Origin of the sequence: Microbacterium sp. DWRC1-3 (genome assembly GCF_049896645.1) — a bacterium.
Taxonomy (GTDB): Bacteria; Actinomycetota; Actinomycetes; order Actinomycetales; family Microbacteriaceae; genus Microbacterium; species Microbacterium maritypicum.
This window is the reverse complement of sequence record NZ_JAFCUS010000001.1, coordinates 2,144,041-2,164,731: the sequence shown is the minus strand read 5'-3', so window position 1 is coordinate 2,164,731 and position 20,691 is coordinate 2,144,041. Positions and strand designations below refer to the sequence as shown.

The window sequence follows — 20,691 nt, the reverse complement described above, 5'->3', positions numbered from 1 at the left end:
TGATAATGGTTCTCATTAGCGTTTAGAGTGAGGGCATGAAGAAGCCCGTCGTCGCCCTCGCCCTCGCATCCGTCGCCGCTCTCACGCTGGCCGGATGTTCCACCCCGGCTACGGGCGAGGGCGACGACGGCACCATCACGGTGGTCGCGAGCACCAACGTCTACGGCGACATCGCCGCGACGATCGGCGGCGACCGCGTCGACGTGCAGTCGATCATCACGTCCGCCTCGCAGGATCCGCACTCCTACGAGGCGAGCGCCCGCGACCGGCTGACCGTGCAGAAGGCCGACCTCGTGATCGAGAACGGCGGCGGCTACGACGCCTTCATCGACACGCTGCTGCAGGATGCGAAGGACCCGCACGTCGTCACGGCCGTCGAGTACTCGCACGACTTCCCCGGCATCGAGGGCCACGACGACGAGGCGCACGCCGACGAAGCGCACAGCGACGAAGCGCACGCCGACGAGGCCGAGCACGACCACGCCGAAGACGAGGCGGGGCACGAGGGCCACGACCACATCGAGGGCTTCAACGAGCACGTCTGGTTCGATCCGCACACCATGATCCACGTCGTCGAGGCCATCGCCGACGAGCTGACCGCGCTCGACCCCGACGGCGCGAAGGAGTTCGCCGCCAATGCGGCCGACCTCACTGCCGACCTCGAGGGCTTCGAGACGGAGCTTGCGACCCTCAAGACGGATGCGCCGGACGTCAACGTCTTCATCACCGAGCCGCTGCCCGGCTACCTCGCCGCCGCCGCCGGCTTCACCGACGTCACGCCCGAAGGATTCGCCGAGTCGGTCGAGGAGGGCACCGATGTCGCACCCGCCGTGCTGCTCGAGGCGCTCGACGTGATCGGCAGCGGTCAGGTCACCGCTCTGCTGACCAACGCGCAGACCGGCGGATCCGAGACGCAGCGCGTCGAGACCGCAGCGAAGGACGCCGGCATCCCCGTCGTCGCCTTCACGGAGCTGCTCGAGGACGGATCGTCGTACTCTGAGTGGATGAGTGACGCGATCCAGAGCCTCGCCGCCGCCGTCACCTCGTGAGCGGCGCCGCACAGCGAGAGAAACCGGTCCTCGCGATCTCCGACGCGTCCCTGCACCGCGGAGATCGCGAACTCTGGTCGGGCCTGGACCTCACGGTCGAGCCGGGCGAGTTCATCGCGGTGCTCGGCCCGTCGGGGTCGGGCAAGACCACGCTGCTTCGCAGCATCCTCGGGCTGCAGCCGCTGTCGTCGGGGACGATCCGCGTCGCGGGGGAACCCGTGCACCGCGGAAACTCCCGCATCGGGTACATCCCACAGCAGCGCTCCCTCGCTCCCGACACCAGCATGCGGGCGCGCGACCTGGTCGCCCTCGGCGTGCAGGGCAGCCGCTTCGGCCTCCCGATCCCGCACCGCGGCGACCGGGCCAAGGTGGACCGTCTGCTCGAAGCGGTCGGAGCCTCGCACTTCGCCGACCGCAGGGTGGGACTCCTCTCGGGAGGAGAGCAGCAGCGCCTCCGGGTCGGACAGGCCCTCGCCGACGAACCCGCCCTGCTGCTGTGCGACGAGCCGCTGTCGAACCTCGACCTCGCGAATCAGGTCGCCGTGACCGACATCATCGATCGTCAGCGCCGCGAACGCGAGGCGGCGGTGCTGTTCGTCACCCACGACATCAATCCGATCCTCGGGCGGGTCGACCGCATCCTGTACATCGCCGGGGGGCGGTTCCTGCTCGGAACCCCCGACGAGGTGCTGCAGACCCGCGTGCTCACCGACCTCTACGGCACCCCGGTGTTCGTGCTGCGCGCGGGGGACCGGCTGGTCGTCGTCGGGGTTCCCGACGCCGAGCCCCACCACGACCACGGCGACCACGAGCACGGAGGAGCGGCATGAGCGTCGCACTGGGCATGGTGCCTCTGGTGGACTGGAGCGACGTCTTCTCCTTCCAGGACTACGGCGAGCTCGTCGCCCTGCTCGCGAACTCGATCATCGCGGGCGCGGTGCTGGGCATCGTCGGCGGACTCATCGGCGTCTTCGTGATGCAGCGCGACCTCGCGTTCGCGGTGCACGGAGTGAGCGAGCTGTCCTTCGCCGGAGCCGCCGCAGCCCTCCTCTTCGGCGGCAGCGTCGTTGCCGGATCCCTCGGCGGAGCCCTCGTCGCCGCCATCCTGATCGGCGTCCTCGGAGCCAAGGCCAGGGACCGCAACTCGATCGTCGGCGTGCTCATGCCGTTCGGCCTCGGCCTCGGCATCCTTTTCCTCTCGCTCTACGACGGCCGCAGCGCCAACCGCTTCAGCCTGCTCACCGGGCAGATCGTCTCGGTCTCCAGCCCCGACCTGGGCTGGCTGATCGGCATCAGCATGGTCGTGCTGATCGGGCTGCTGGTGATGTGGAATCCGCTGCGATTCGATTCACTCGACCCGGAATCGGCCGCCGCCCGCGGGGTGCCGACCCGTGCCGTCAGCCTGCTGTTCATGGTGCTGCTCGGCCTGATCGTCGCCGTCAGCGTGCACATCATCGGGGCGCTCCTGGTGATGGCGCTGCTGGTCACCCCCGCGGCCGCCGCGATGCGCGTCACCGCCGGTCCCATCGCCGTGCCGCTGCTGGCCGCGCTGTTCGGTTTCATCTCGGCGGTCGGCGGGATCCTGCTCGCCCTCGCCGGAACACTGCCGGTGAGCCCCTACATCACCACGCTGTCGTTCACGATCTACGTCGTCTGCTGGATCGTGCAGCGCTCGCGTGCCCGGGTTCGCCGTGTGCGGGTCTGAGATCCGCTCCCAGCCCTCGCCAACCCCCGCGGCCTAGACTCTTCCTATGGCTCAGCGGAACACCTGGCAGCGCGAACGCGTGCGCGAAGCACTCGCCGACGCCCGCGGATTCGTGAGCGCGCAGGGCCTGCACGCCTCGCTGCGCGAAGACAACACCGGTATCGGTCTGGCCACGGTGTACCGTGCGCTGGCGGGGCTCGCCGCTTCGGGCGACGCCGACTCGCTGCAGAGCCCCGAGGGCGAGGCGCTGTACCGCGCCTGCACCACGCAGGGCCACCACCACCACCTCATCTGCCGATCCTGCGGTCTGACCGTCGAGATCGAGGCGAAGGATGTCGAGCAGTGGGCGCACCGCACGGCGGCGCTGCACGGCTTCACCGAGGCCGCCCACGTGGTCGACATCTTCGGTCTGTGCACTCCCTGCGCGAACAAGCGCGACGCCGAGAGGGCCGCGTCCGCGTGAGCTCCTCGGCAGCAACGGCGACCCGTCACGGCCACTCCCATCGCCCGGCACCCTCGCCGCGATCGGCCTGGATCGGCGTCGGCCTCGGCGCCGCGATCATCGCTGCCCTGTTCCTGATCGATGCCTTCCTGCCGACGCTGTTCCCCGCCTCGCTGCCCACCAGGGCGCAGGACGGGCTCACCCTCGCGCTGAGCGTGCTCATCGAGGCCCTGCCGTTCGTGGTCCTCGGCGTGCTGCTGTCGATCGTGGTGCAGGTGTGGCTTCCGGCCGATGTGATCCACCGGTGGCTCCCGAAGCGCGCCTGGGCCCGTCGCGCCGTGCTGTCGCTGCTGGGCATGCTGATCCCGGTGTGCGAGTGCGGCAACGTGCCCTTCGCCCGCGGACTCATGATGCGAGGGCTCGCCCCGGCCGAGGCGATGACGTTCCTCATCGCGGCGCCGATCGTGAACCCGATCGTGATCCTCACCACGCACGCGGCCTTCGGCTGGGACGGCGGCATCCTGGTCGCCCGCCTCGTCGGCGGCTACCTCATCGCCAACCTGATCGGATGGATCTACAGCCGGCACCCCGATCCCGACGGCATGCTCACGCAGCGCTTCGTCGACACCTGTGATCGCGTCACCCACGAACCGGGAACGCCCGTTCGCCGCAGCCTCACGCAGTTCCTCGTCGAGTTGCGTGCCGTGATGCCCGCCCTCGTGATCGGCTCCGCGCTCGCCGGAGCCGTGCAGGTGCTGATCCCGCGGGAGTGGCTGCTGGCGATCGGATCGAACCCGGTGCTGTCGATCGTCGCGATGATGGCACTCGCGATGACCGTGGCCATCTGCTCGAACGTCGATGCGTTCTTCGCGCTGTCGTTCGCCTCCACGTTCTCCTCCGGCGCCATCGTCGCCTTCCTGCTGGTCGGTCCGCTCGTCGACATCAAGATGCTCGCGCTCATGCGCACGACGTTCACCGCTCGCACGCTGGTCGGCATCGTCGGTATCGTCCTGGCTGCGGCCTTCGCGATCGGGATCGGGGTGAACGTCCTTGTCTGAGCAGACGGCAACGCGCGCACGCGCACTCGGCACCCGCTGGCTGGGGGTGGGACTCGCCGCCGTGATCTCGGTGGTCACGCTCGGCCTCGGTCTCACCGGACGCCTCAATCTCTACATCAGCCCCGAGTCGGTGTGGTTCGCCTGCGCCGCCGCCGTCGTCACCCTGGCCGGAGCGATCTGGTCGTGCACTCTGCCGCTCGGCGAGGAGGGCGACCACGGCCACGACCACGGGCCTGCCGCCGCTGTTGTGGACGACACGGAGGGGCGCGAGGTCCCGGCTTCCTCCCGCCGCACGCTCGGTGCCGTCGCGGCCGTCACCGGTGGCGTCATCGCCTCGGGCGTCGTCGTCGCCGGTCTCATCCTGCCGCCGGCCTCGCTGTCGGTCGAGCTCGCCATGTCGCGCGCGGGGGAGCAGAGCGCGTTGTTCGTCGGCGCTGACACGGTAGCGCTCGGCGTGGCCGACACCTCGACCTTCGGCGTCGGCGACTGGGCCAGCGTCTTCTCGGCGGCGACCAACACGGCCGCCTACGACGGTGCAGCGGTCACGCTCAGAGGTTTCGTGACGCCCGGCGAATCGGGTGACGGTGTGAATCTGACTCGTCTGGTCATCACCCACTGCGTCATCGACGCCCAGACCGCCGTCCTGCCGGTGGATGTGAAGGCCGACGAGTACGCGACCGGCCAATGGGTCGAGATCACCGGAACCGTGCGAGCGGATGCCGACGGCAAGCTGCGCATCGAACCGACCGATGTCGTCGCGATCGACGAGCCGGGAGACCCGTATGAGTACTGACGACGAGCGCCCAGAGGTGCCCGCCGTCCCGCGCACCCGTGCGGAGATGCGTGCAGCGCGAGAAGCCGCCGAGGCGGCGGAGGCCGAGCGGATCGACCGCGCGGTCGCATCCGCCGACCACGTCGCCCCTCCCGTCGACCAGGGCACACAGCCCGCCGCGCAGCCCGCTGCACAGCCCGCCGCCGGTGCAGAGGATGCCGCAGCTCGTGAGGCTGCCGCTCGTGAGGCTGCCGCCCGCGAGGCCGCAGCTCGTGAGGCCGCCGTGCGTGAGGCGGGTGACCGCGAGGTCGCCGAGCAGGAGGCCGCCGCCCGCAAGATGGCCGCCTTCGAGGCCGCGGCGCGCGAGGATGCCGAGGCAACCGCGCTTCCGCCCGTCCCGCTCGCGACGGAGCCGGTGTTCGTCGGTGCCGCCCCGATCTCTGCCGACCCGATCTCTGCCGACCCGATCTCTGCCGCTGAGGCCGAGGCCGCCGAGGAATTCCCTGCGCCGCCGGCGCCTCGCGCCCCTGTGGGCCGGGAGGCCCCGCACACGCCCGTGAGTCGTCGCCGGTTCGCGCTCACGCTCGTCGCGGTTCTCGGTGTGCTCGTCGTCGTCGGAACCGGCTTGGGCATCGCCAGTCTTCTGCAGGGTCCGCGCATCAGCGACGTGCAGGTGAACGCCGCGCAGGCGATCGAGTCGTCCGGAAGCCGTGTCATCCTGACCGCCAACCAAGCCCTCGCCGACATCGACCCCGCGCAGGTGACGGTCGAACCGGCCGTGCCGTTCACGGTCGACGCCTCCGGTCGCGGCGTCGGCGTGCGATTCACCGTCCCGCTCGACGACTCGACCGAGTACACGATCCGTGTGGCCGATGCCGTGGGCGCCGGCGGCGGGCCGAAGACGACGCTGACCACGAGCTTCACGACGCCGCCTTCGAACATCTTCCTGCTGCGCCGCGACGTCGAGGGCAAGGACAAGATCTTCCTCACCGACCTCAGCGGCGAGAAGGCCGTCCCGGTCTTCGAGCACGACAAGATCAACGACTTCCGCGCGACCTCCACGAAGCTCGTCGTGGCGGTGGAGGAGGACGAGGGGTCCCGGCTGCTCGTGATGGACCGCGACGGCAAGAACCCGCGCGAGCTGAAGCTCCCCGGCGACGGCTATGTGGGTGCGATCCAGGTCTCCGAGCGAGGCGGCCTCGTCGGCTACAGCTACTCCGACAAAGAGCTCAGCGACACCGAAGGCCGTGCCAGCGTGCTCGTGACCCAGTCGCTGACCGGCGACGGCGACCCGCAGATCATCGAGGTCGCCGGAGCCGAGGCGAGCGTGTTCGTCTGGCAGTTCGTGCCCGACAGCGCGGCGGTGCTGTTCATCGACTTCGACGGTGCGCTGTCGCTCGTCGACCGTTCGACCGACGCCGGCGTGCAGGCGCTCGGCCTCGCCGCCACCATCCAGGGGATCTCCCGCGGTACCTACACCGCGATCGTCGAGAGGCTCGACGGTGCGGTGGTCGAGCTCAACCTGGCGGATGGCTCTGAGCAGCCGCTCGCGGCATCCGATCCCGACTACGGGATCGCGAGCTCGATCACGCCGTTCCCCGGGGGCACGCTGCGCCACGTCGTCGCCCGCGACGACGAGGGACTCCCGATCGGACAGGTGGTCGTGCGTGTCGACGACGACGGGGCGGCGACCCCGCTGGTGGAGGTCGGTTCGACCGACTCGATCCTGCAGGCGTGCGCATCGCCGAGCGGCCAGTATGCCGCCGTGGTGGTCGCACCCGACCTGGCGAACAACGCCTACGACGGGATGCTGCTGCCGCTGCCGGAGAACGTCGAGACGCACCTGATCGACATGGCCTCCGGCAAGGAGATCGTCGCCCTCACCGGCTTCGACGCCTCGTGGTGCCAGACGGCCCCGCGATTCTGAGATGCCCGGCGATCCCGATGTCGCCCGCGGCAACGACCGGCCGCAGGAGGCGCTGCGCCGTGCCGTCCGCGCCGACCTGAGCGACTCCGCGGTCGACGTCGCGCCGCGCCTGCTGGGGGGAGAGCTGCGCACGTTCGTCGCGCCCTCGGCCGATGCCGTCGCGCTCGAGGTGCGGCTGCGCATCACCGAGGTCGAGGCCTATCACGGGCAGGGCACGGGCGGGATCCCGGACCCTGGCTCCCACGCCCGCATGGGCCGCACGGCGCGCAACTCCACCATGTGGGGCGAGCCGGGGCATCTGTACGTGTACCTCAGCCACGGCATCCACTCGTGCGTGAACGTCGTGTGCGGGCCCGAGGGGCAGGGTGACGGCGTGCTGCTCCGGGCCGGCGAGGTCGTGGCCGGCGCTGAGGCCGCGGCCACCCGTCGCGGTGCCGCCCTTCCGCTTCGGCGCACGACGTCGCGCGACCTCGCACGGGGGCCGGGTCGCCTCGGGCAGGCCGTGGGGCTGCGTCATCCGCTGCACGACGGGATCGATGCCATCACGGGCGAGGAGCAGCACGGAATGCGAGCCGAGCTGTGGCTGGGCCCGCAGCGGGACGACGTGGTGAGCGGCCCGCGCGTCGGCGTCGCCGGCGTGGCCGGAACCGCGGCCTTCCCCTGGCGCTTCTGGATCGATGAGGACCCGACCGTGTCTCCGTTCCGGTGGGGGAGAGGTGCTCAGGCGGAGTCTCTCCACACGACCGGGGTGGGCAGGATGATGCCGGCGCGCGGGCGCTGATCGTCGCGCAGCTGCGCGAGCACGGCGGCCGCTGCGGCTGCACCGAGTCCTTCCGCCGGCTGGTCGACGGTCGACAGCGGCGGGGTGGTCCTGGTCGCCCAGGAGCTGTTGTCGAATCCCACGACGCCCACGTCCTCGGGAACGCGGCGGCCGGCTTGGCGCAGTGCCAGCATCGCTCCGGCGGCGACCGCGTCGGAGGCGCCGAACACCCCGTCGATGTCGGGGGCACGCGCGAGCAGCCGCGTCATCGCCGCAGCTCCCTCGGCGTACGAGTACAGCGGCGCCTCCTCGACCAGGTCCGGGTCGAAGTCGGGGCCCAGTGCGTCGGTGAACCCCGCGAGGCGATCGGTGCCCGAGTCGCGGTCGAGCGCCGCGGCGATCATGCCGACGCGCCTACGTCCTGTCGCCATCAGGCGTGAGGTCACGGCGTTCGCGGCCCCGCGGTTGTCGACGCCGACCCAGGCCGCATCCACATCAGGGGGATGGCCCACGTAGGCGACGGGAAGGTCGAGTCGCATGACCGCGTTCGTGATCGGATCCTGCGCGCGGGCCGAGACGATCACTGCACCGTCCACGAAGCCGCCGTTGAGGTAGCGGGCGACGCGTTCCGTGTCGCGCACCGAGTCCACCACGAGGCACACCATCTGGTAGTCCGCCTGGGACAGCGTCTCGTTGGTACCGAGCATGATGGCGCCGATGTTCGGGTCTTCCAGGAACAGCGCGTGCGGTTCGTGCACGATGAACGCGATGGCCTGGGTGCGCTGGCGCACCAGGTTCTGCGCCGCCGTGTTGGGAACGTATCCGACCTCGCGGATCGCCTCTTCGATCGCCGCCCGAGCGGTGTCGGACACATAGCCGCCGTTGATCACGCGGCTCACGGTTCCCCTCGACACCCCGGCCACCCGTGCCACGTCGTGCACGGTGCTGCGGCGGCGGGCGGAAGTGGTCATGATCGACAGCCTAGCGACCCGGACTTGACGACCTCCACGGCGACATGCAACCATGTGTGCACGTTCACAGAAATCCCGATCAGTATTTTCATGACTGACTCTGTGCACGTGCACACATCTTCGCAAAGGAGCGTCTCCGTATGGCCGCCGCAGTGTCCGACCGCATCGCCGCCCTCTCCGCAGGGCGCGGCCTCGTCTTCGGATGCGACTACAACCCCGAGCAGTGGGATCGCAGCGTGTGGCCCGAGGATGTGCGCCTCATGAAGCAGGCGGGTGTCGGCCTCGTCGCGATCAACATCTTCGGCTGGTCGTTGATCAACCCGGCCCCGGACGTCTGGGACTTCAGCGCCCTGGACGAGATCATCGGTCTTCTGCACGCGAGCGGGATCCGCATCAACCTCGGCACGGGAACCGCCTCGCCCGCCCCGTGGGTCACCGCCCGCCATCCCGAGATGCTCCCGGTGGGCGCGGACGGCACCGTGTTCCAGCAGGGCGGTCGTCAGGGGTACTGCCCGAGCTCTCCGCTCTTTCGCGCCTATGCCGCCGACGTCGTGACGCACGTGGTCGAGCGCTACGGCGATCACCCCGCGGTGTCGCTGTGGCACGTGTCGAACGAACTCGGCTGTCACAACGCCCTCTGCTACTGCGACGTCAGCGCCGAGGCGTTCCGCGTCTGGCTGCGTGAGCGCTTTGACGACATCGACGCGCTGAACCGCGCGTGGGGGACGACGTTCTGGAGCCAGCGGTACAGCGACTTCGAGGATGTGCGTCCGCCCGCCCAGGCCCTGTCGCTGCGCAACCCCGGGCAGATGCTCGACTTCCAGCGGTTCAGCTCCGACGAGCAGCTCGCGCTGTACCGCGCGGAGGCCGCGATCCTGCGGGAGCGGAGCAGCATTCCGGTTACGACGAACTTCATGGTCACTGCGCACATCCGCAACCTCGACTACTGGACCTGGGCGGGCGAGATGGATCTGATCGCCAACGACCACTATCTCGATCGCCGTCTCGACGATGCCCGCGGGGAGCTCTCGTTCGCCGCCGACCTCACGCGCGGCCTCGCGCAGGGCGAGCCCTGGCTGCTGATGGAGACCTCGACGGGCGCGGTGAACTGGCAGCCGTACAACCTCGCCAAGGCGCCGGGGGAGATGCGGCGCAACATCGCCTCCCACCTCGCCCGCGGCGCCGACGGGATCTGCTTCTTCCAGTGGCGGGCGTCGACGCAGGGCGCGGAGAAATTCCACACCGCTCTCGTCCCCCACGCCGGCGAGGACTCCGACCAGTGGCGCGAGGTGGTCGAACTGGGCGCGCTGGTCGATCGCCTCGGCGAGGTCGCCGGCACCAGGGTCGCGGCGGATACCGCGCTGTTCTTCTCGTGGGAGAGCTGGTGGGCGGCCGAGAACGAAGGGCGTCCGAGCGAGGCGCTGACCTACCTCGGGCAGGTGCATGCCGCTCACGCGGCCCTGTCGGACGCGGGTCTGACCACCGACGTCGTGCGCCCTGGCGCCGACCTCGACGGCTACCGCCTGCTCATCGTGCCGGCCCTGCACCTCATCAGCGATGCGGATGCCGCGGCCATCGCACGCGCGGTCGAGGGCGGTGCCGTCGCGCTCATCACCTTCTTCAGCGGCATCGTCGACGAAGAGGATCGCGTGCGCACCGGCGGTTATCCGGGGGCGTTCCGCGATCTGCTGGGCATCCGCTCCGAGGAGTTCGCTCCGCTGCGCCCTGGCGAGGTCGTCACCCTCACCGACGGCACGACGGGCACCGTCTGGAGCGAGCGGCTCGCGGCGACCGACGCCGAGGTCATCGCATCGTTCGTCGACGGCCCCGCTGCCGGGGGTCCGGCGATCACGCGGCGGACGGCCGGCGACGGCGCGGCCTGGTTCCTCTCCACCCAGCTCTCGCGAGCGGATTACGCCGGGCTGATGACGCGGATCGCCGCCGGCGCCGGGGTCGCACGGACGCCGGGCGCGGGGCCGGACGTCGAGATCGTCCGACGTGTCGGGGACACCGGCAGCTTCCTGTTCGTCGTCAACCACGGGGCGACCGACGCCGAGGTCACGGCGTCCGGTCATGAGTTCGTCACGGACGCCCCCGCCACCGGCATCGTGCCGGCTGGGGCCGTCCGCATCATCAAGGAGGATGTATGACCACCACGCTCACCGCCTCGGCGGTCTCTGCGCCCACCGCGGCGCGAGCCCGTCGGCGCGTCCCGCACAAGGGAGCCATCGCCTTCCTGATCGTGCCGTTCGGCGTTCTGTTCGCGCTCTTCTATGTCGTGCCGATCGCCTACGCGTTCTGGCAGTCCCTACTCGTCGTCGAGCGCGACGGCACCTTCGGCAAGGCCGAGCAGGTGTTCGGCGGCCTCACCCAGTACGTGCTCGTCTTCCAGAACGAGGCCTTCTGGAGCTCGATGGGGCGCATGCTGCTGTTCGGCGTCGTGCAGGTGCCCGTCATGCTGGGCCTCGCCCTGCTGTTCGCCCTGCTGCTGGACTCGCCTCTCGTGCGCGGGAAGCGCTTCTTCCGTCTGGCGTTCTTCGTGCCCTACGCGGTGCCGGGCGTGATCGCCGCGATCATGTGGGGCTCGCTCTTCTCGCCCAACCTCTCGCCCTTCACCGCGATCACCAAGAACATCGACTTCCTCGGCGCCGACCTGGTGCTGTGGTCGATCGCGAACGTCGTGACCTGGGTCTACGTCGGATACAACATGCTGATCATCTACTCGGCACTGCTGTCGATCCCGCAGGAGCTGTACGAAGCGGCTCGCCTCGACGGCGCAGGCCAATGGCGGATCGCCTGGTCGATCAAGATCCCGCTGGTGCGGCCCGCGATCGTGATGACCGCGATCTTCTCGATCATCGGCACGTTGCAGCTGCTCGCCGAGCCCCAGGTGTTCCGGTCGTTCAGCTCGGCCGTGACCAGCACCTTCACCCCGAACATGACCGTGTACGCCACCGCATCCATCCCGAACACCAACCTGGCCGCCGCCTTCTCGGTCGTGCTCGCCGTGACGACGTTCGTGCTGTCGTTCGGGTTCATGAAGTACATGCAGCGCAAGGAGCAGAACGCATGACCACCGCGTCGATCGTCGCGCCCGGCCGGCGCCGCAGCACCGCTCGGGAATCGGGCATCTCCCGCACGGGCGCCATGCTGATCATGGCCGTGTTCACGGTCTACTTCCTGCTGCCGCTGTGGTGGCTGCTCGTCGCCTCCAGCAAGGAGACCGGCGACATCCTCACCACCGCGCCGTTGTGGTTCGCCGACTTCCACCTCTTCGACAACATCGCGGAGCTGTTCACCTACCGGGACGGCGTGTACCTGCGCTGGCTGGGCAACTCGATGCTCTACGCCGCTCTCGGCGGGGCCATCGCCACGCTCCTGGCCGCCATGGCCGGGTACGCCCTCGCCAAGTACCGCTTCCCCGGCCGCGACGTGCTGTTCGACATCGTGCTGGGAGGTGTGCTCGTCCCCGCGACGGCTCTCGCGCTGCCGCTGTTCCTGATCTTCAGCCAAGCGCAGCTGACCAACACGTTCTGGTCGGTCTTCCTCCCCTCGATCGTGAGCCCGTTCGGCGTGTACCTCGCGCGCATCTTCGCCGCCTCCTCGGTGCCGGACGAACTGCTCGAGGCGAGCCGACTCGACGGGGCGGGGGAGATCCGCACCTTCTTCACCGTCAGCATCCGTCTGATGACCCCGGCACTGGTGACGATGTTCCTCTTCCAGTTCGTGGCCATCTGGAACAACTTCTTCCTGCCGATGATCATGCTGCGCAGCGAAGACCTCTTCCCCGTCGTGTTCGGTCTCTACAACTGGAACAACCAGCTGAACCAGCTCCCCGAACTCCGCGGTCTCGTCCTGATCGGCGCCCTGCTGTCGGTCATCCCGCTGATCGTGACATTCCTCCTGCTCCAGCGCTTCTGGCGCAACGGACTGGGCGCCGGCGCCCTGAAGTGAGCAGGTCGTCACGCGGACCTCCCGCGTGACGCACCACCCCTGCACCACCCCATCGCATCCACGAAAGGATCGAAATGCAGCATTCGAAGAAGAAGGCAGCGGCCGTCATCGCCATCTCGGCGTTCGCGCTCGCAGGCTGCTCCGCCGGCGGCGGAGACAGCACCGGAGGCGGCGACGCCGCAGCTTCCTGCACCCCGGCCGACGGTGACGTCACCCTCGAGTTCACCTCCTGGATCCCCGGCATCGAAGACGTCGTGAAGATCTGGAACGATGCCAACCCCGAGATCCAGGTCGACGTGCAGACCGGCCCCAACGGCAACGGCGGCACGTACCAGAACTTCTTCAACCAGATCAAGGCGGGCGACGCGCCCGACCTCGGGCAGATCGAGTACGACGCCCTGCCGAACTTCCTTGTGCAGGACGGCCTCGAAGACCTCAGCGCCTGCGAAGACGTCGTCGCCGCCGAGGACCAGTTCGTCGACTGGGCCTGGGGACAGGTGACCCTCGGCACCGACGGTGTGTACGGCGTTCCGCAGGACACCGGACCCATGGCGCTGTTCTACCGTGCCGACCTGTTCGAGCAGAACGGCATCGCGATCCCCACCACCTGGGACGAGTACCGTGAGGCGGCCGTGAAGATCCGCGACCTGGGCGGCTACATCACCAACTTCTCGCAGTCGGACATCAACCAGTTCGCCGGATTCGCGTGGCAGGACGGCGCCCAGTGGTTCTCGAGCGACGACGAGGGCTGGACGGTCACGCTCGCCGACGACGCCACGACCACCGTGGCCGACTTCTGGCAGAGCATGCTCGACGACGACCTCGTCGCGACGGTGCCCGCCTGGACCGACGAGTGGAACAACGCCTACAACTCGGGCGAGGTCTGGACCTGGAACTCCGCGGTCTGGGGTGCCAACTCGATCTCCAGCGGCGCCCCCGACACCGCAGGCTCGTGGGCCGTCGCTCCGCTCCCGCAGTGGAAGGCCGGCGGATCCGCGGCCGGAAACTGGGGTGGTTCCTCGACCGCCGTGCTCAAGGGCAGCGAACACCTCTACGAGGCGACCAAGTTCGCGCTGTGGCTCAACACGTCGGATGAGGCGCTGACCGCGCTCGCCGAGGCGGCCAACCTCTATCCCGCCACGACGGCGGGACTCGCACTGCCGGTGTTCAGCGAGGGCGTGGAGTTCTACGGCGGGCAGAAGATCTACGACGTCTTCGCCGATGCCGCCACCCAGGTCTCTCCCGACTTCGCGTGGGGTCCGACCATGACCCAGACCTACGCCGACGTCTCGGACGGCTTCAAGGCCGCGGTCTCGGGCAGCGGAACCCTGCTCGACGCGATCGAGAAGGGCCAGACGGCGACCGTCGACGCGCTCAAGGCGGCGTCGATCCCCGTCACGGAGTAACGCCTTTCGGAGGCCCGCCCGTATGCTCACGGGCGGGCCTCCCTTTTCGTCTGGAGCGGCAATGAGCGAACTCGTCCATCTGACCTCCGGCGGCGTCAGCGTCGTCATCGACACGACCGGAGCGCGGCTGCTGCACTGGGGTGCGGCGCTCGACCCCGTCGACCTCGAGGCGCTCGCCGCGTCGTCGACCGGCGCCGTGACCTTCAGCTCGTTCGACGCTCCTCGGGCCTTCCCCCTGCTCGCCGTCGAGGCGGACGGCTGGTCGGGCGCACCGGCACTCGCCTGGCACCGGGCGGGGCTGCACAGCGCCCCGCTGCTGCGACCGACCGAGTGGGAGGCCTCGGCGACATCGCTGCGGGCGGAGTTCGCAGATGCCGAGGCCGAGGCCACCGTCATGCTCGACCTCGCGCTGGACGTCGATGGCGTGCTCACCGCGCAGCTGTCGGTCACGAGCACAGCCGCCGATGACGCCCAGCCGCTGGACCTGCTGGCCACGCGCATCCTGCTGCCGATCCCCGCGCACGCGACGGAGGTGCTCGACCACACCGGGCGTTGGACGGGCGAGCGGCACCCGCAGCGCGGCGCCCTGCGTCACGGTGCGCATCTGCGTCAGGTGCGCCGCGGTCGTGGTGGCCACGACGCCCCCTATCTGACCGCGGTCGGCACCGACGGATTCGGCTTCCGCCGTGGCGAGCTGTGGACGGCGCACGTCGCGTGGAGCGGCGACGTCGAGGTCGGCGTCGATCGGCTTTCCGAGGGCGCCGGAGTGCACGGTGCGGTGCTCGGCGGGGGAGAGCTGCTGCTGCCGGGCGAGATCCGACTGGGGGCGGGAGAGACCTACGTCTCGCCGCGGGTGCACCTCACCTACGGGGAGAGCGGTCTGGATTCCGTCGCCGCACGGCTTCACCGGATGGTGCGCTCGTTCTCCGCGCACCCCACGACGCCGCGGCCACTGGTGCTCAACACGTGGGAGGCGGTCTACTTCGACCACGACCCGACGCGTCTGCTCGCGCTCGCCGAAGCCGCGGCTTCGGTCGGTGTCGAGCGCTTCGTCCTGGACGACGGCTGGTTCCGCGGACGCCCCGACGACAGGTCGGGGCTCGGGGACTGGTACATCGACGACGTCAAGTGGCCGGAGGGTCTGCGCCCTCTCGCCGATCACGTGCACGGCCTCGGGATGCAGTTCGGCCTGTGGTTCGAGCCCGAGATGGTGAACCCGGTGTCCGACCTCGCCACGCAGCATCCGGAGTGGGTGCTGCAGGCATCGCCCGATTCGCCCACCTGGCGGCACCAGAAGGTGCTCGACCTCGCCAACCCCGCCGCCGCCGCTCACCTGCTCGAGCGCATCGACGGATTGGTCTCGGAGATCGGGGTCGACTTCATCAAGTGGGACCACAACCGCGACCTGCACGCCGCCGTCTCCCCGCACACCGGGCGCGCGTCCGTGCACGCGCAGACGGCCGCGTTCTACGCCCTGCTCGACGCGCTGCGCGAGAGGCATCCCTCCCTGGAGATCGAGTCCTGCGCGAGCGGCGGCGCCCGTGTCGACCTCGGGGTCCTGCGGCGCACACAGCGCGTGTGGGCCTCGGATTCGAACGACCCTGTGGAGCGTCAGCGCATCCAGCGGTGGACCGGCACCCTCATCCCTCCCGAACTCGTGGGTTCGCACGTCGGGCCGCCGATCGCCGAGACGACCCATCGGGCGGCGTCGCTGCCCTTCCGCATGACGACGGCGCTGTTCGGTCACGCCGGCATCGAGTGGGACATCACCCGCGCCGACGAGGGCGAGCGCGAGGTGCTGAGGCGCTGGGCGGCGCTCTACCGCGAGCTGCGCCCGCTGCTGCACTCGGGGATCACGGTGCGCGCCGATGAGGTCGATGACCAGACGCTGCTGCACGGCGTGGTCGCCGCCGACGGCTCGCGCGCCGTCTACGCCTGGGTGCGCCTGGGCACATCCGTCGACGGCTTCACCCCGCGCACGCGGATCCCCGGCCTGCCGGCGGCGCAGCGCTATCGCCTGCGGATGCGGGAGGACCTCGGGAGGGTCGCGCGGCATCAGGTCGCCGACCCCGCGTGGACCGACGCCGGGGTGGAGGCATCCGGTGCCTTCTTCGAGACCGTCGGTGTGCCGCTGCCGCTGCTGGCTCCGGGGGCGGCTCTGCTGATCGAGGCCGTTCGAGCCTGAATCGCCGCCGTGCTAAACTGACTCTTTGTCTGCGCACACTCCTGTGCGCAGTTCGCGTGCTTCCCCTTCTGCGGCCGAGAGATCGGCGAGGCGGGGTCGCGTGCAGACAAGGGATCTTGGGTGAGGCCGTCCGGCCTCACGGTATAGAAGGAGTCACCACCATGGCAGCAGTGTGCCAGGTGACCGGAGCTGTTCCCGGCTTCGGTCACAACGTCTCGCACTCGCACCGCCGGACGAAGCGCCGCTTCGACCCGAACGTGCAGAAGAAGACTTATTTCGTTCCGTCGCTCGGTCGTAAGATCACGCTCAACGTGTCCGCCAAGGGCATCAAGGTGATCGACGTCCGTGGCATCGAGAACGTCGTCAAGGACCTCCAGGCGAAGGGTGTGAAGCTCTAATGGCCAAGAAGGCTCAGGACGTACGTCCGATCATCAAGCTGCGTTCGACGGCAGGTACGGGTTACACGTACGTGACGAAGAAGAACCGCCGCAACACCCCCGACCGCCTCGTGCTCAAGAAGTACGACCCGGTCATCCGTCAGCACGTCGAATTCCGAGAGGAGCGTTGATCAATGGCTAAGAAGAGCAAGATCGCTCGCAACGAGCAGCGCAAGGTCATCGTCGAGCGTTACGCCGAGCGTCGCGCCGAGCTGAAGAAGACCCTGGTCGACCCGAACGCCACCGACGAGGCCCGCGAGGCCGCACGCGTCGGCCTGCAGAAGCTGCCGCGCAACGCGTCGCCGGCTCGCGTGCGTTCGCGCGACGTCATCGACGGCCGCCCCCGCGGTGTCCTCACGAAGTTCGGCATCTCGCGTGTCCGCTTCCGTGACATGGCACACCGTGGCGAGCTGCCCGGCGTGACCAAGTCGAGCTGGTAAGTCTCAGCAGACAGTCGAAAGGGGCGAGGATCTTCGGATCCTCGCCCCTTTCGCGTATCCGGGGGATGCGCAGCGCGCCGCGATACCGATACCCTCACTGTGAACCGGGGGGTGGAGAGGACTCATGAACGACTGCATCCCCGCCTCCGGCCTTCTCGCCGAGTCCGGTGCCGACCCGCTGACGCTCTCGGGTCTTCTCGTCCTGGCCGTGCTGCTCATCGCCGGCGGCCTCGTGCTGACGGTCCGCGTCGGTGGGCGCGGGCGCCGCGGCCGTCTCGCCGGAGGAGCGCTGCTGCTCGCCCTCGCGGTGGCCGGCGGGGGCCTGATCGCCGCGCCCTCTTCGGCGACCGCGGCCGAGTCGTGCCCCGCGGTCCAGCCGCAGCCGCAGCCGCAGCCGGACCCGCAGCCCCAGCCGGGCGTCGATACGCGTCTCGACGTGTTCGGTGCGAGCGCCCAGGAGTGGGCGGGAACGCACGACCGTGTTCCGGAGACGGTGGCCCTGTACAACCCCGAACAGGAGCGCGGCACCGACACGATCCCGCTCGAGACGGCTCTCGCGCAGTGCGACACCGACTACGTGCCTGGTCCTGTGCCGATGTGGCTGATCCTCGTCGACGCCGAGACCCGCGCCATCGCGTGGCGCACTCCGATCCGCAGCGCCGAGGCCGAGCCGCAGCAGTTCGTCGGCATCCCTCTCGGGACGTTCGACGTGTACCTGATCCCGGATGACCGCGCGGTCGGCGACGTGCTGCCCGAGGATGCGAACATCGGCGTGAACTCGGCCCGCAGCTGGCAGCTGACGAACTGCGACGTCGAGTGGGAGGACACGATCCTCACGGAGGGGGCGTTCACCACGGGCATCATCGGCTGGGTCTCGGCCTCGGTCGGCGAAGGCATCAGGGCGGAGGTCACCGCCGCGAATCCGGTGCTCGAGGTGCGTCTGCTCAGCAACCTGCCCTGACCTCCGGCACCGCCGCGGGCATCCGCGACCGCGCCGATCCGGCTTCCGGGGCGCGGATCCGCCCCTCGAATCTGTGACTGGAGTGACAAAAGTGACGCGACACGCCCAGTAATTGCCCAAAACCCGCGAAATGACGCGGAAATGAGGGTGGTGGTTGGTACATTCAAGGCGGTCGCTAGACCAGGAGCATCCGCTCCGACACCCACAACGATGCGACGGGAACTCGTCGCTGGAGGATGACATGGCTGACAAGTCCATCACCAAGACCGAGCTCGTCGCGAGCATCGCAAGCGCCACGGGCCAGAGCCAGGCCACCGTCTCCGGTGTCCTCGACTCGCTGTTCGCCACGGTCTCCGACGCCGTTGCCAAGGGCAGCAAGGTCTCCATCCCGGGCTGGATCTCCTTCGAGCAGGTCGACACCGCTGCTCGCACGGGCCGCAACCCGCAGACCGGCGCCGAGATCAAGATCCCGGCCGGCAAGCGCGTCAAGGTGACCGCTGGCTCCAAGCTCAAGGCTGCCGTCAAGTAATTCGACCGCACCTCTTCGCAGGCCGCTCCCGTTCCGACGGGGGCGGCCTGCGTGCTTTCTCACCGTCGGGCGCGCCTAGGCTGGAGGGGTGAGTTCCCGCAGCGAGTCGACGAGTCGGATTTCGGCGTATCGAGTCGCCGGCGTCATCATCCTCCTCATCGCCGCCCTGGCGGCGCTGGTGCTGGCGCTCCTCGTCGGCGGAGGCGCCAAGCCGCCGCTGCTGCAGGACCCCGGCCCCTTCGTGCTCTGGGGTACGCCGATCGCGAAGCTCGTCATGAACGTCTCGGGCGCGGTCATGCTCGGCGCGCTCGTGCTCGCGCTGTTCGGCCTGCGCGCGGGGGAGCGATCGTTCGACGCCGCTCTGAACATCGCATCGGTCGGTGCGGCCGTGTTCACGGTCTCGGCCGGCCTCGCGGGGTTCCTCGCCTTCATGGCCGCGTTCAACCCCAAGCTCAGCATCGAGCGCGAGTTCGGCACGCAGCTCGGGCGCTTCCTGCTGGAGCTGCCGCTGGGGCAGTCCTGGCTCATCACCACCATCTTCGGCGCGATCATCACGGTGCTCGCGTTCGCGTGGCGTTCGTGGACGCCCACCCTCATCACGGCGCTGCTCGCCGCGGTCTCCTTCCTCCCGCTCGCGACGCAGGGGCATGCCGGCGACCTCGCCGGGCACAACATGGCGGTCAACTCGATCCTGCTGCACACCATCGGCGCCGCCGTCTGGCTCGGTGGGCTCCTGCTGCTGGTGCTGCTGCGCGGGCGCGCCGACATCGACACCCCGCGGCTCGTCGCACGCTACTCGTCCCTCGCGATCGCCGCCTTCGCCGTGGTCGCGTTCTCCGGGGTCACCCGGTCGATCGTGGCCGTCGGAGGCTGGGACGCGCTGTGGGCGACGCCCTACGGCTGGATCGTGCTCGCCAAGGTCGTGCTGCTGGGAGGCATGGGACTGCTGGGCGCCTGGTATCGCGCACGTCTGATCCCCCGGCTCGCAGGTCAGCGGGCGGCGGGCTGGTTCTGGCTCCTCGTGCTGTGCGAGGTCGCGCTGATGGGTCTCGCCTCCGGAGCGGCCGCCGCGCTCGCGCGCACGCCTCCGCCCACCGGCGAGGTCGCCGCCTTCGCCCAGACGCCCGCGCAGATCCTCACCGGCGCGACGCTGCCTCCGGAGCTGACGCTCGAGCGCTGGTTCACGGCCTGGGACTTCGACGTGCTCTGGCTCGTCGCCGCAGGCTTCGGCCTCTTCCTGTACCTCGCCGGTGTGCGCCGCCTGCGCCTGCGCGGCGACCGCTGGCCGATCCACCGCACCGTGTTCTGGGTGCTCGGCATGCTGATGCTCGTCTGGGTGACGAGCGGCCCGCTCAACGCGTACCAGGAGTACCTGTTCAGCATCCACATGATGGGCCACATGATGCTGTCGATGGCCATCCCGCTGCTGCTGGTCTCCGGCGCCCCCATCACGCTCGCTCTGCGTGCGATCCACAAGCGCGACGACGGCACCCGCGGTGGGCGCGAGTGGATCATGTGGGCCGTGCACTCGCCGTTCTCCCGCGTGGTGACCCATCCGTTCGTCGCAGCGGCGATCTTCATCCTGTCGCTGTGGGCCTTCTACTTCACCGACCTGGTTCGCTGGTCGATGTACGAGCACCTCGGTCACGAGTGGATGGTCATCCACTTCCTGATCTCGGGCTACCTGTTCGTGATGAGCCTGATCGGCGCCGACCCTGTGCCGTACCGTCTGCCCTACCCCGGTCGCCTGATCACCCTGATCGCCGTCATGGCGATGCACGCCTTCTTCGGCATCGCGATCATGATGCAGGAAGGGCTGATGGTCGCCGACTGGTTCGGGTCGATGGGCCGCGACTGGGGTGTGGACCCGCTGCAGGACCAGTACGTCGGTGGCGGCATCGCCTGGTCGATCGGCGAGATCCCGACGCTGATCCTCGCGATCACGGTCGCGATCCAGTGGAGCCGCAGCGACACCAAGCTGCAGCGCCGCGCAGACCGGCATGCCGACCGCACGGGAGACGCCGAGCTCGAGGAGTACAACGCCAAGCTCGCAGCCCTCGCCGAGCGCGACCAGCGCGGAAGCCGCTGAGGCCGA

Annotated in this window: 20 protein-coding genes; 19 read left to right on the top strand and 1 reads right to left on the bottom strand. The window is 69.5% G+C overall.

Annotated features, from left to right (window positions below; all coding sequences use genetic code 11):
* The first annotated feature begins 35 nt into the window (after positions 1-35).
* Genes ACP699_RS10505 through ACP699_RS10470 form a run of 8 tightly spaced genes read left to right on the top strand, consistent with a single transcriptional unit; the run spans position 36 to position 7,734 of the window.
* The gene (locus ACP699_RS10505; protein WP_426170990.1) at positions 36-1,049 is read left to right on the top strand and encodes a metal ABC transporter solute-binding protein, Zn/Mn family; all 1,014 of its coding nucleotides are present in this window, start codon (positions 36-38) and stop codon (positions 1,047-1,049) included.
* Complete coding sequence (locus ACP699_RS10500; protein ID WP_055866537.1) at positions 1,046-1,879, top strand: metal ABC transporter ATP-binding protein; 834 nt, start codon at positions 1,046-1,048, stop codon at positions 1,877-1,879. Before ACP699_RS10505 ends, ACP699_RS10500 begins: the two co-directional genes overlap by 4 nt.
* Entirely contained in the window at positions 1,876-2,754 is an 879-nt protein-coding gene (locus ACP699_RS10495) for a metal ABC transporter permease (protein WP_373695463.1), read from the top strand. Before ACP699_RS10500 ends, ACP699_RS10495 begins: the two co-directional genes overlap by 4 nt.
* A gap of 46 nt (positions 2,755-2,800) precedes the next feature.
* Positions 2,801-3,217 carry a Fur family transcriptional regulator gene (locus ACP699_RS10490; RefSeq protein ID WP_017829745.1) on the top strand — a complete coding sequence of 139 codons (417 nt, stop codon included), beginning with the start codon at positions 2,801-2,803 and terminating at the stop codon, positions 3,215-3,217.
* The gene (locus ACP699_RS10485; protein ID WP_082524298.1) at positions 3,214-4,254 is read left to right on the top strand and encodes a permease; all 1,041 of its coding nucleotides are present in this window, start codon (positions 3,214-3,216) and stop codon (positions 4,252-4,254) included. Before ACP699_RS10490 ends, ACP699_RS10485 begins: the two co-directional genes overlap by 4 nt.
* Positions 4,247-5,047: a TIGR03943 family putative permease subunit gene (locus ACP699_RS10480; RefSeq protein WP_141386919.1), complete on the top strand. Its 801-nt coding sequence runs from the start codon at positions 4,247-4,249 to the stop codon at positions 5,045-5,047. The genes ACP699_RS10485 and ACP699_RS10480 overlap by 8 nt, the downstream gene beginning before the upstream one ends.
* Positions 5,037-6,953, top strand: coding sequence for a hypothetical protein (locus ACP699_RS10475; protein ID WP_426170986.1), 1,917 nt, complete (start codon positions 5,037-5,039; stop codon positions 6,951-6,953). The genes ACP699_RS10480 and ACP699_RS10475 overlap by 11 nt, the downstream gene beginning before the upstream one ends.
* Position 6,954: 1 nt before the next feature.
* A complete protein-coding gene (locus ACP699_RS10470; protein ID WP_426170984.1) occupies positions 6,955-7,734 on the top strand; it encodes a DNA-3-methyladenine glycosylase in 780 nt (259 codons plus the stop codon).
* Here the strand turns inward: ACP699_RS10470 and ACP699_RS10465 are convergent.
* Positions 7,674-8,684, bottom strand: coding sequence for a LacI family DNA-binding transcriptional regulator (locus tag ACP699_RS10465; protein WP_426170982.1), 1,011 nt, complete (start codon positions 8,682-8,684; stop codon positions 7,674-7,676). The two genes, ACP699_RS10470 and ACP699_RS10465, sit on opposite strands and share 61 nt — an antisense overlap.
* Positions 8,685-8,824: 140 nt before the next feature.
* Here ACP699_RS10465 and ACP699_RS10460 point away from each other — a divergent pair, with 140 nt between their 5' ends.
* The 11 genes from ACP699_RS10460 (at position 8,825) to ACP699_RS10410 (ending at position 20,685) form a co-directional block, all read left to right on the top strand.
* Positions 8,825-10,834: a beta-galactosidase gene (locus ACP699_RS10460; protein ID WP_426170980.1), complete on the top strand. Its 2,010-nt coding sequence runs from the start codon at positions 8,825-8,827 to the stop codon at positions 10,832-10,834.
* Complete coding sequence (locus ACP699_RS10455; protein ID WP_047524211.1) at positions 10,831-11,757, top strand: carbohydrate ABC transporter permease; 927 nt, start codon at positions 10,831-10,833, stop codon at positions 11,755-11,757. The genes ACP699_RS10460 and ACP699_RS10455 overlap by 4 nt, the downstream gene beginning before the upstream one ends.
* Positions 11,754-12,638 carry a carbohydrate ABC transporter permease gene (locus ACP699_RS10450; RefSeq protein ID WP_017829737.1) on the top strand — a complete coding sequence of 295 codons (885 nt, stop codon included), beginning with the start codon at positions 11,754-11,756 and terminating at the stop codon, positions 12,636-12,638. The genes ACP699_RS10455 and ACP699_RS10450 overlap by 4 nt, the downstream gene beginning before the upstream one ends.
* Before the next feature lie 74 nt (positions 12,639-12,712).
* The gene (locus ACP699_RS10445) at positions 12,713-14,044 is read left to right on the top strand and encodes an ABC transporter substrate-binding protein (RefSeq protein ID WP_288969281.1); all 1,332 of its coding nucleotides are present in this window, start codon (positions 12,713-12,715) and stop codon (positions 14,042-14,044) included.
* A 61-nt stretch (positions 14,045-14,105) separates the two neighbouring features.
* Positions 14,106-16,229 carry an alpha-galactosidase gene (locus tag ACP699_RS10440; RefSeq protein ID WP_426170977.1) on the top strand — a complete coding sequence of 708 codons (2,124 nt, stop codon included), beginning with the start codon at positions 14,106-14,108 and terminating at the stop codon, positions 16,227-16,229.
* A 161-nt stretch (positions 16,230-16,390) separates the two neighbouring features.
* On the top strand, positions 16,391-16,627 hold the full coding sequence (gene rpmB / locus ACP699_RS10435) for a 50S ribosomal protein L28 (RefSeq protein ID WP_017203559.1): 237 nt from the start codon (positions 16,391-16,393) through the stop codon (positions 16,625-16,627).
* Positions 16,627-16,797, top strand: a complete 171-nt coding sequence (gene rpmG, locus ACP699_RS10430; protein ID WP_017203558.1) for a 50S ribosomal protein L33 — start codon at positions 16,627-16,629, stop codon at positions 16,795-16,797. Before rpmB ends, rpmG begins: the two co-directional genes overlap by 1 nt.
* A gap of 3 nt (positions 16,798-16,800) precedes the next feature.
* Positions 16,801-17,106, top strand: coding sequence for a 30S ribosomal protein S14 (gene rpsN / locus ACP699_RS10425; RefSeq protein WP_017829734.1), 306 nt, complete (start codon positions 16,801-16,803; stop codon positions 17,104-17,106).
* A gap of 124 nt (positions 17,107-17,230) precedes the next feature.
* Positions 17,231-18,067 carry a hypothetical protein gene (locus ACP699_RS10420; protein WP_426170973.1) on the top strand — a complete coding sequence of 279 codons (837 nt, stop codon included), beginning with the start codon at positions 17,231-17,233 and terminating at the stop codon, positions 18,065-18,067.
* 241 nt (positions 18,068-18,308) lie between these two features.
* The gene (locus ACP699_RS10415; protein WP_017203554.1) at positions 18,309-18,596 is read left to right on the top strand and encodes an HU family DNA-binding protein; all 288 of its coding nucleotides are present in this window, start codon (positions 18,309-18,311) and stop codon (positions 18,594-18,596) included.
* A gap of 88 nt (positions 18,597-18,684) precedes the next feature.
* A complete protein-coding gene (locus tag ACP699_RS10410) occupies positions 18,685-20,685 on the top strand; it encodes a cytochrome c oxidase assembly protein (RefSeq protein WP_426170970.1) in 2,001 nt (666 codons plus the stop codon).
* Positions 20,686-20,691: the final 6 nt, after the last annotated feature.

Bases quoted from the DNA above. Each gene is read 5' to 3' on its own strand.
- ACP699_RS10445 (WP_288969281.1), top strand. From the start codon at position 12,713: ATGCAGCATTCGAAGAAGAAGGCAGCGGCCGTCATCGCCATCTCGGCG.
- ACP699_RS10465 (WP_426170982.1), bottom strand. From the start codon at position 8,684: ATGACCACTTCCGCCCGCCGCCGCAGCACCGTGCACGACGTGGCACGG.
- ACP699_RS10475 (WP_426170986.1), top strand. From the start codon at position 5,037: ATGAGTACTGACGACGAGCGCCCAGAGGTGCCCGCCGTCCCGCGCACC.
- ACP699_RS10415 (WP_017203554.1), top strand. From the start codon at position 18,309: ATGGCTGACAAGTCCATCACCAAGACCGAGCTCGTCGCGAGCATCGCA.
- ACP699_RS10495 (WP_373695463.1), top strand. From the start codon at position 1,876: ATGAGCGTCGCACTGGGCATGGTGCCTCTGGTGGACTGGAGCGACGTC.
- ACP699_RS10420 (WP_426170973.1), top strand. From the start codon at position 17,231: ATGAACGACTGCATCCCCGCCTCCGGCCTTCTCGCCGAGTCCGGTGCC.
- ACP699_RS10455 (WP_047524211.1), top strand. From the start codon at position 10,831: ATGACCACCACGCTCACCGCCTCGGCGGTCTCTGCGCCCACCGCGGCG.
- rpsN (WP_017829734.1), top strand. From the start codon at position 16,801: ATGGCTAAGAAGAGCAAGATCGCTCGCAACGAGCAGCGCAAGGTCATC.
- ACP699_RS10505 (WP_426170990.1), top strand. From the start codon at position 36: ATGAAGAAGCCCGTCGTCGCCCTCGCCCTCGCATCCGTCGCCGCTCTC.
- ACP699_RS10490 (WP_017829745.1), top strand. From the start codon at position 2,801: ATGGCTCAGCGGAACACCTGGCAGCGCGAACGCGTGCGCGAAGCACTC.
- ACP699_RS10470 (WP_426170984.1), top strand. From the start codon at position 6,955: ATGCCCGGCGATCCCGATGTCGCCCGCGGCAACGACCGGCCGCAGGAG.
- rpmB (WP_017203559.1), top strand. From the start codon at position 16,391: ATGGCAGCAGTGTGCCAGGTGACCGGAGCTGTTCCCGGCTTCGGTCAC.
- rpmG (WP_017203558.1), top strand. From the start codon at position 16,627: ATGGCCAAGAAGGCTCAGGACGTACGTCCGATCATCAAGCTGCGTTCG.
- ACP699_RS10450 (WP_017829737.1), top strand. From the start codon at position 11,754: ATGACCACCGCGTCGATCGTCGCGCCCGGCCGGCGCCGCAGCACCGCT.
- ACP699_RS10460 (WP_426170980.1), top strand. From the start codon at position 8,825: ATGGCCGCCGCAGTGTCCGACCGCATCGCCGCCCTCTCCGCAGGGCGC.
- ACP699_RS10440 (WP_426170977.1), top strand. From the start codon at position 14,106: ATGAGCGAACTCGTCCATCTGACCTCCGGCGGCGTCAGCGTCGTCATC.